This is a genomic window from Veillonella orientalis (assembly GCF_018406505.1).
Taxonomy (GTDB): domain Bacteria; phylum Bacillota; class Negativicutes; order Veillonellales; family Veillonellaceae; genus Veillonella; species Veillonella nakazawae.
In genome coordinates this window covers 510,503-517,500 of the sequence record NZ_AP022322.1, presented here as the reverse complement: position 1 = coordinate 517,500, position 6,998 = coordinate 510,503, and the positions used below count along the sequence as shown (strand labels likewise).

The following is a 6,998-nucleotide window of genomic DNA, read 5'->3' as shown; positions in this document are numbered from 1 at the left end:
GACTTTACCTTAGACGGCTGGCTCCCGAAGGTTACCCCACCGGCTTTGGGCACTTCCGACTTTCGTGGTGTGACGGGCGGTGTGTACAAGGCCCGGGAACGTATTCACCGCAGTATGCTGACCTGCGATTACTAGCGATTCCGACTTCACGTAGGCGAGTTGCAGCCTACGATCCGAACTGAGAGAGTGTTTCTCGGGTTTGCTCCACCTCGCGGTATTGCTTCCGTCTATTAACTCCCATTGTAGTACGTGTGTAGCCCAGGTCATAAGGGGCATGATGATTTGACGTCATCCCCGCCTTCCTCCGCATTGTCTGCGGCAGTCTCTCATGAGTTCCCACCCGAAGTGCTGGCAACATAAGATAGGGGTTGCGCTCGTTGCGGGACTTAACCCAACATCTCACGACACGAGCTGACGACAACCGTGCACCACCTGTTTTCTGGCTTCCGAAGAAGAGGAACTATCTCTAGTTCTGTCCATCAATGTCAAGACCTGGTAAGGTTCTTCGCGTTGCGTCGAATTAAACCACATACTCCACCGCTTGTGCGGGCCCCCGTCAATTCCTTTGAGTTTCAACCTTGCGGTCGTACTCCCCAGGCGGGGTACTTATTGCGTTAACTCCGGCACAGAAGGGGTCGATACCTCCTACACCTAGTACCCATCGTTTACGGCCAGGACTACCGGGGTATCTAATCCCGTTCGCTCCCCTGGCTTTCGCGCCTCAGCGTCAGTTTTCGTCCAGAAAGTCGCCTTCGCCACTGGTGTTCTTCCTAATATCTACGCATTTCACCGCTACACTAGGAATTCCACTTTCCTCTCCGATACTCTAGATTGGCAGTTTCCATCCCATCACGGGGTTAAGCCCCGAACTTTTAAGACAGACTGACCAATCCGCCTGCGCGCGCTTTACGCCCAATAATTCCGGACAACGCTTGCCACCTACGTATTACCGCGGCTGCTGGCACGTAGTTAGCCGTGGCTTTCTATTCCGGTACCGTCAATCCTTCTAACTATTCGCAAGAAGGCCTTTCGTCCCGATTAACAGAGCTTTACAACCCGAAGGCCGTCATCACTCACGCGGCGTTGCTCCGTCAGACTTTCGTCCATTGCGGAAGATTCCCCACTGCTGCCTCCCGTAGGAGTCTGGGCCGTGTCTCAGTCCCAATGTGGCCGTTCATCCTCTCAGACCGGCTACTGATCATCGCCTTGGTGGGCCGTTACCCCTCCAACTAGCTAATCAGACGCAATCCCCTCCTTCAGTGATAGCTTATAAATAGAGGCCACCTTTCATCTATCCTCGATGCCGAGGTCAGATCGTATGCGGTATTAGCAGTCGTTTCCAACTGTTGTCCCCCTCTGAAGGGCAGGTTGATTACGCGTTACTCACCCGTTCGCCACTAAGATTGACAGAAGCAAGCTTCCATCGCTCTTCGTTCGACTTGCATGTGTTAAGCACGCCGCCAGCGTTCGTCCTGAGCCAGGATCAAACTCTCCAAGATATCTTGAAGCTATTTGAATAGCTCATTTTATTTGTTGTCGTTACATTTAAGTAACTTTGAATTATGGTTGGTTTTGACTTTGTCAAAACCCGCACTCTGGCATATGTTCAATCGTATTGATTGATTACCTATCATTGTTCAGTTTTCAAAGATCTGTTATCAGTTTCACGCTTCAGCGAAGCGCCATCTGACGACTTGATTATAATAACATGTGAGCACTTTCATGTCAACACATTTTATAATCTTTTTTGAAGTTCTTTCGAACTTCAAAGTGTATTTCTACACTCATTAAGAAACAGTCGTTCGAACGACTGTATGGATATTATAGTATAACCCAAAAATAATGGCAACCCCCAATTCTCAACTTCACACAACTTTCATTGCACATTCATTTTCCAACCTAAAAACTTAAGATTGATTTTATACAATCTATTTTGTATAATGTAGCTGTAATATAGACTCTTTCACTTATGTAGTTATATAGTTATATACTATATTACTAATATATTTTAATTTTGAATTAGATCTATATTTCAATTTAGTCTTTTATTATAGTAGTTATAATTAATATTATAATAATGTGTAAGGAGATTGAGTATGAAATTATCCAAACGTTTATTATCCAAAACAGTTGCTATTGCTGCGGTATGTGCAACTATGGCCACTGCAGCCTTTGCTGCACCACAAGGTACATTTGATACTTCTGAAATTCAAATTACAGGCGAAGCCTCTCGTTCTGTAGCACCTAACTATGCGATTTTAACACTTGGTATTACTAGTGAAAACACTAATATCAATGCTGCAAAATCCAATAACGATCGCATCATGAGTGATTTAATCAGCAAGTTAGGTCATTTAGGTATCGACAAAAAAGATATTTACACATCTAACATTTCTATTAACCCTACAAGTGATTATCAAGATGGCAAACGAATTAACACTGGATATAGTGTAGCAAATCGTGTGACTGTAAAAATCAACAATCTTGATAATGTAGGAAAGGCTGTTGACGCTGCTGTTAGCGCTGGCGCCAACGATATCAACAACCTTTCATTCCAAAATGATGTATCTCAACAACTGTCTGATTCTTTAACTACTGAAGCAATTCAAGACGGTCGTCATAAAGCTGAGGTTATTGCTGCAGCCCTTGGTCGTACTTTAGGCCCTGTAAAAACTGTTTCTATTAGCACACCACAAACAAGCTCTATGGACTCTGGTTCCTATCGTAACGCCGTAATGTTAAAAGCGTCTCTCGAAACTGCTACTCCTGTTGAAAAAGGATCATTAGTAGTTTCTCAAGACGCTAATATTACTTATTATTTACAATAGAATTTTCTGGTACCACACCTTCGTGGACCGCTACAATGCCGCCTGTCAATTCATGATAGGTGGCATTTTCATATCCTAAAGATTTCCAGATTTCAAGAATCTCGCTTTGATGAGGATATCTGCGTAAGGATTCTGGCAACCATGCATAAGAGGAATTATCCTTACTTAACTTACCTATAATGGGTAATATATAGGAGAAGTAGAAATTATATAACTGTTTAAAACCAAACATGCTTGGCTTTGCGAGTTCTAACACAACTACTTTCCCACCTGGCTTTACAACACGTTGCATTTCAGATAACACTTGTTTAATATCTGGCACATTACGCATTGCAAATCCGCTCATAGCAGCATCAAATGTATTATCTGCATATGGTAATGCCATCGCATCACCTTGAACAAGATTAACTTGATCTATTAAACCAGCATCTTCAATGCGTACACGACCTTGATCAAGCATCTCACTATTAAAGTCCAAAGCCTCTACTTTTAATGTTGGTTCTTGACGTAATGCTTCCTTTGTAAACACACAGGTACCACATGCTACATCAAGCACACGTTGGTGAGGACCAATATTCATTGCTTTTACAGAGAATTTGCGCCAAAAATAATCTTGTCCAAAGCTTAAGACTGTATTCATTAAATCATAGTTTTTTGCAATATTAGAAAAAACACCTTGTACAAATTGCTCTTTATCGGCATACGTTTTAAATTCTTTAGTATTCATTATGGTCCTTTCACTAATCAAGAACTATATTCAAACTCTTTACTCGCATAGTATATCATACTATGCCCCCTATCAAAAGAATCCTATTATATATACTATATATAGTAATTATGTAATAAGCACATATTTAGTTAAAACCATATATTCACTACTGTTAAAATTAGTATATTACAAAATAAATATCGTTATCAATCACAGTAGATCTAATTTAACTATATATAAATGACTATGATATTATCTATTGCCACCATCCTATGTTCGTTGTATAATGACATATGTCCATGACGAAAAGATATCTTTTCCATGGTCTTTTATTAGTTTTTATTAAGTATTGGAGTGTACTATGAATCGATTTGTAAAAACAATCAATAGAGTCAGTCTAATCCAACAAATTATCATAGGTTTGATTATTGGTATTTTGACAGCTCTATACGTGCCAGATGTGGCAAATGAATTAGCTTTATTAGGCGTTCTCTTTGTTGGTGCTTTAAAAGGGATTGCACCAATCCTCGTATTCTTTCTTGTAATTGCAGCCATCAGTAAACACCGTTCTGGCCAAAAAACAGGGATGGGCTCTGTAATCACATTATATTTATTAGGTACATTCCTTTCTGCAGCACTTGCTGTAGTCGTAAGCTTTATGTTCCCTACTACATTACACCTTGCAGCTAGTGCAGCCGATGCAGCTCCACCACAAGGTATCGTAGAGGTAATGAAAACACTTTTAAAAAATATTGTTGATAATCCAGTAAAAGCCTTGATGAGTGCTAACTATATCGGTATTTTAGGCTGGGCACTTATCATCGGTGGCGCTTTACGCCATGCACCAATGAATACTAAGGAAGTAATGGAGTCTATCGCTCAAGCTATTACAACTGTAGTAGGTTGGATTATCCGCTTTGCTCCTCTTGGTATCATGGGTCTCGTAGCTGACTCTATTGCTACTAACGGTATCGAAGCTTTAATTGGTTATTTCCAATTACTCGTATTACTACTTGGTTCTATGATTTTCGTAGCATTAATAGTAAACCCACTTCTATCTTTTGTATATCTTCGCCGTAATCCATATCCATTGGTTTTCAAATGTTTACGTGAATCTGCAATCTATGCGTTCTTTACTCGTAGCTCTGCTGCAAACATCCCTGTTAACCTCGATTTAGCAAAACGTTTAAAACTTAACCCTGATATGTATTCCGTATCTATTCCATTGGGTGCAACAATCAACATGGGTGGTGCAGCGATCACAATTACAATCATGACATTAGCTGCTGCCCATACACTTGGAATCGTTGTAGATATCCCTACAGCAATCCTCTTATCTATTATTGCTACTATCGGTGCTTGTGGTGCTTCTGGCGTTGCTGGTGGTTCCCTACTTCTAATTCCTCTTGCTTGTTCTCTATTTGGTATCTCCAATGACATCGCAATGCAAGTTGTAGGTGTAGGCTTCATCATTGGCGTTTTACAAGACTCCACTGAAACAGCACTTAACTCCAGTACAGATATTCTCTTCACTGCTACTGCAGATTATGCAAAACGTGGCTATCACGAAAACTGGAATTAAATATAATGTTACAATCATACTAAAGACGGTCCTTCGGGACCGTTTTTTTCTATTTAAGAGTCCATAATTACTAGATTACTATACGACTTATAAATGTATTCATTGTATAATATAAAGAACATACTTTATAAATCAACATAGGTATCGATATTAATCATATGTGTTGATATTAATCATATACGTTTATATTAATTACAATCACCTATATTGATTTTCTTCAATGTAGTGTTATAATAGAGTTAATGATAATAACTATTAATAGGTAGCAATAGAAAGGAATCAACATGAAACAATACGATATTATTGTAGTGGGTACAGGTGGTGCAACCATCGTAGCTGACGCTGCTATAAAAAAAGGTAAAAAAGTAGCTATCATAGAAAAAGGTAAATTTGGTGGCACCTGCTTAACTCGCGGTTGTATTCCTACAAAGGTTATGGTTACAGCAGCTAATGCGATCCAAGAAGTAGAAGAATTCAAAAAAATCGGTATTAATGTTAGCGATGCTACAATGGACTGGGACACTGTTTCTAAACGTACATGGTTTAAGATTGACGAATCCGCAGGCATCTACGATTATTACAACGCTTTCGATAACGTAGACGTATATCGCGGCGCAGCTAGCTTTGTATCCGATAAGGTTATGAATATCCATCTTAACGATGATTCTGGTACTGTAGAAATTACGGCCCCTACTATTGTTCTTGGCACGGGCGGTTATAGTAATATTCCGAATGTACCAGGTTTACAAGAGGCAGGCTATCTTTCTAGTGAAAGCCTCTTTGGCGATAAGTTCCCTAAACAACCGTATAAATCCCTTGCAGTACTCGGTGCTGGCCCTATCGGTGTAGAATTCGGTCACGTTTTTGATGCTGCTGGTACTGAAGTTACCATCATTCAGCATAATGTACGCCTTGTACCTAAGGATGACGAAGAGATGTCTGAACATCTTCTCCAAAACTATCGTGCTCGTGGCATCAATGTTATATTGAACCAAGACACTGTTGAAATCCGTCAAGAAGATGGGCTCAAGGTAGTAGTCACAAAAGATCGTACTACAGGTGAAATCACAGAAACTAAAGTTGAAGAAATTCTCGTAGCTGCCGGTATTCGTCCAGCAGTTGAAGAATTACACCTCGAAAATACAGGTATTGAAACATTACCAAAAGGCTGGATCAAAACAAATGAATTCCTTGAAACATCTGTAGATGGTATCTATGCATTAGGTGATGTAAACGGCGAGCCTGCATTCCGTCATCGCGCAAACTATGAAGCAGATATTATCGCCCACAACCTATACTTTGCTAAAAACGAAGAAGATTTCCGTTGGGCACGCTATGATACATTGCCAAAGGTTACCTTCTCCTACCCTGAAATCGGTAGCGTCGGTCTTACTGAAGCAGAAGCTATTAAAGCAGGCTATAATGTAGGTGTTGGTAAAAACTACTACTCCTCTACTGCTAAAGGTTATGCAATGGGTATTAATCCTGGTGATGTAAATGATGGCTTTGTAAAAATCGTAGTAGATAAAGATACAAATCATATCCTTGGTATGCATGTAACAGGCCCTCAAGCCTCCATCTTATTCCAACCTTACGTAAATCTCATGAATAGTGGTGTAACTCCATTGACAGCTATTAATGAAGAAATCGCTTCTGAACGTACTAAACGGTTACGTGAAAAAGGTATTACTCGCGCTATGGATTCTAAATCTGTTATCACTGTAGGCGAAACTATGAGCCCACATCCATCTCTTGTAGAGGTCATCATGTGGACACAAGTATACTACGAAAATCGTTGGTAATAATAACTACGTAATAAAGACATAATAGCGACAAAAAGGACTGTGTAGAAACACAGTCCTTTTATAGTGTAGAATAT

Annotated in this window: 4 protein-coding genes and 1 rRNA gene (1 of these 5 cut by a window edge); 3 read left to right on the top strand and 2 right to left on the bottom strand. The window is 40.2% G+C overall.

All coding sequences use genetic code 11. The annotated features are described in order from the left end of the window. Positions 1-1,499, bottom strand: a 16S ribosomal RNA gene (locus VEIS1202513_RS02270); it reaches 64 nt to the left of the window's first position. A 597-nt stretch (positions 1,500-2,096) separates the two neighbouring features. Here VEIS1202513_RS02270 and VEIS1202513_RS02265 point away from each other — a divergent pair. Beyond that, entirely contained in the window at positions 2,097-2,828 is a 732-nt protein-coding gene (locus VEIS1202513_RS02265) for an SIMPL domain-containing protein (protein WP_005388036.1), read from the top strand. Here the strand turns inward: VEIS1202513_RS02265 and VEIS1202513_RS02260 are convergent. After that, on the bottom strand, positions 2,809-3,555 hold the full coding sequence (locus VEIS1202513_RS02260) for a ubiquinone/menaquinone biosynthesis methyltransferase (RefSeq protein ID WP_005388035.1): 747 nt from the start codon (positions 3,553-3,555) through the stop codon (positions 2,809-2,811). The two genes, VEIS1202513_RS02265 and VEIS1202513_RS02260, sit on opposite strands and share 20 nt — an antisense overlap. A gap of 343 nt (positions 3,556-3,898) precedes the next feature. On the opposite strand from VEIS1202513_RS02260, the gene sstT reads away from it, so the two are divergent. Further along, positions 3,899-5,119: a serine/threonine transporter SstT gene (gene sstT, locus VEIS1202513_RS02255; RefSeq protein WP_213467729.1), complete on the top strand. Its 1,221-nt coding sequence runs from the start codon at positions 3,899-3,901 to the stop codon at positions 5,117-5,119. A 284-nt stretch (positions 5,120-5,403) separates the two neighbouring features. After that, a complete protein-coding gene (locus tag VEIS1202513_RS02250; RefSeq protein WP_213467728.1) occupies positions 5,404-6,921 on the top strand; it encodes a dihydrolipoyl dehydrogenase family protein in 1,518 nt (505 codons plus the stop codon). Positions 6,922-6,998 lie beyond the last annotated feature (77 nt).

Excerpts from the sequence above, each read along its gene's own strand:
- VEIS1202513_RS02250 (WP_213467728.1), top strand. The coding sequence starts at position 5,404 with ATGAAACAATACGATATTATTGTAGTGGGTACAGGTGGTGCAACCATC.
- sstT (WP_213467729.1), top strand. The coding sequence starts at position 3,899 with ATGAATCGATTTGTAAAAACAATCAATAGAGTCAGTCTAATCCAACAA.
- VEIS1202513_RS02260 (WP_005388035.1), bottom strand. The coding sequence starts at position 3,555 with ATGAATACTAAAGAATTTAAAACGTATGCCGATAAAGAGCAATTTGTA.
- VEIS1202513_RS02265 (WP_005388036.1), top strand. The coding sequence starts at position 2,097 with ATGAAATTATCCAAACGTTTATTATCCAAAACAGTTGCTATTGCTGCG.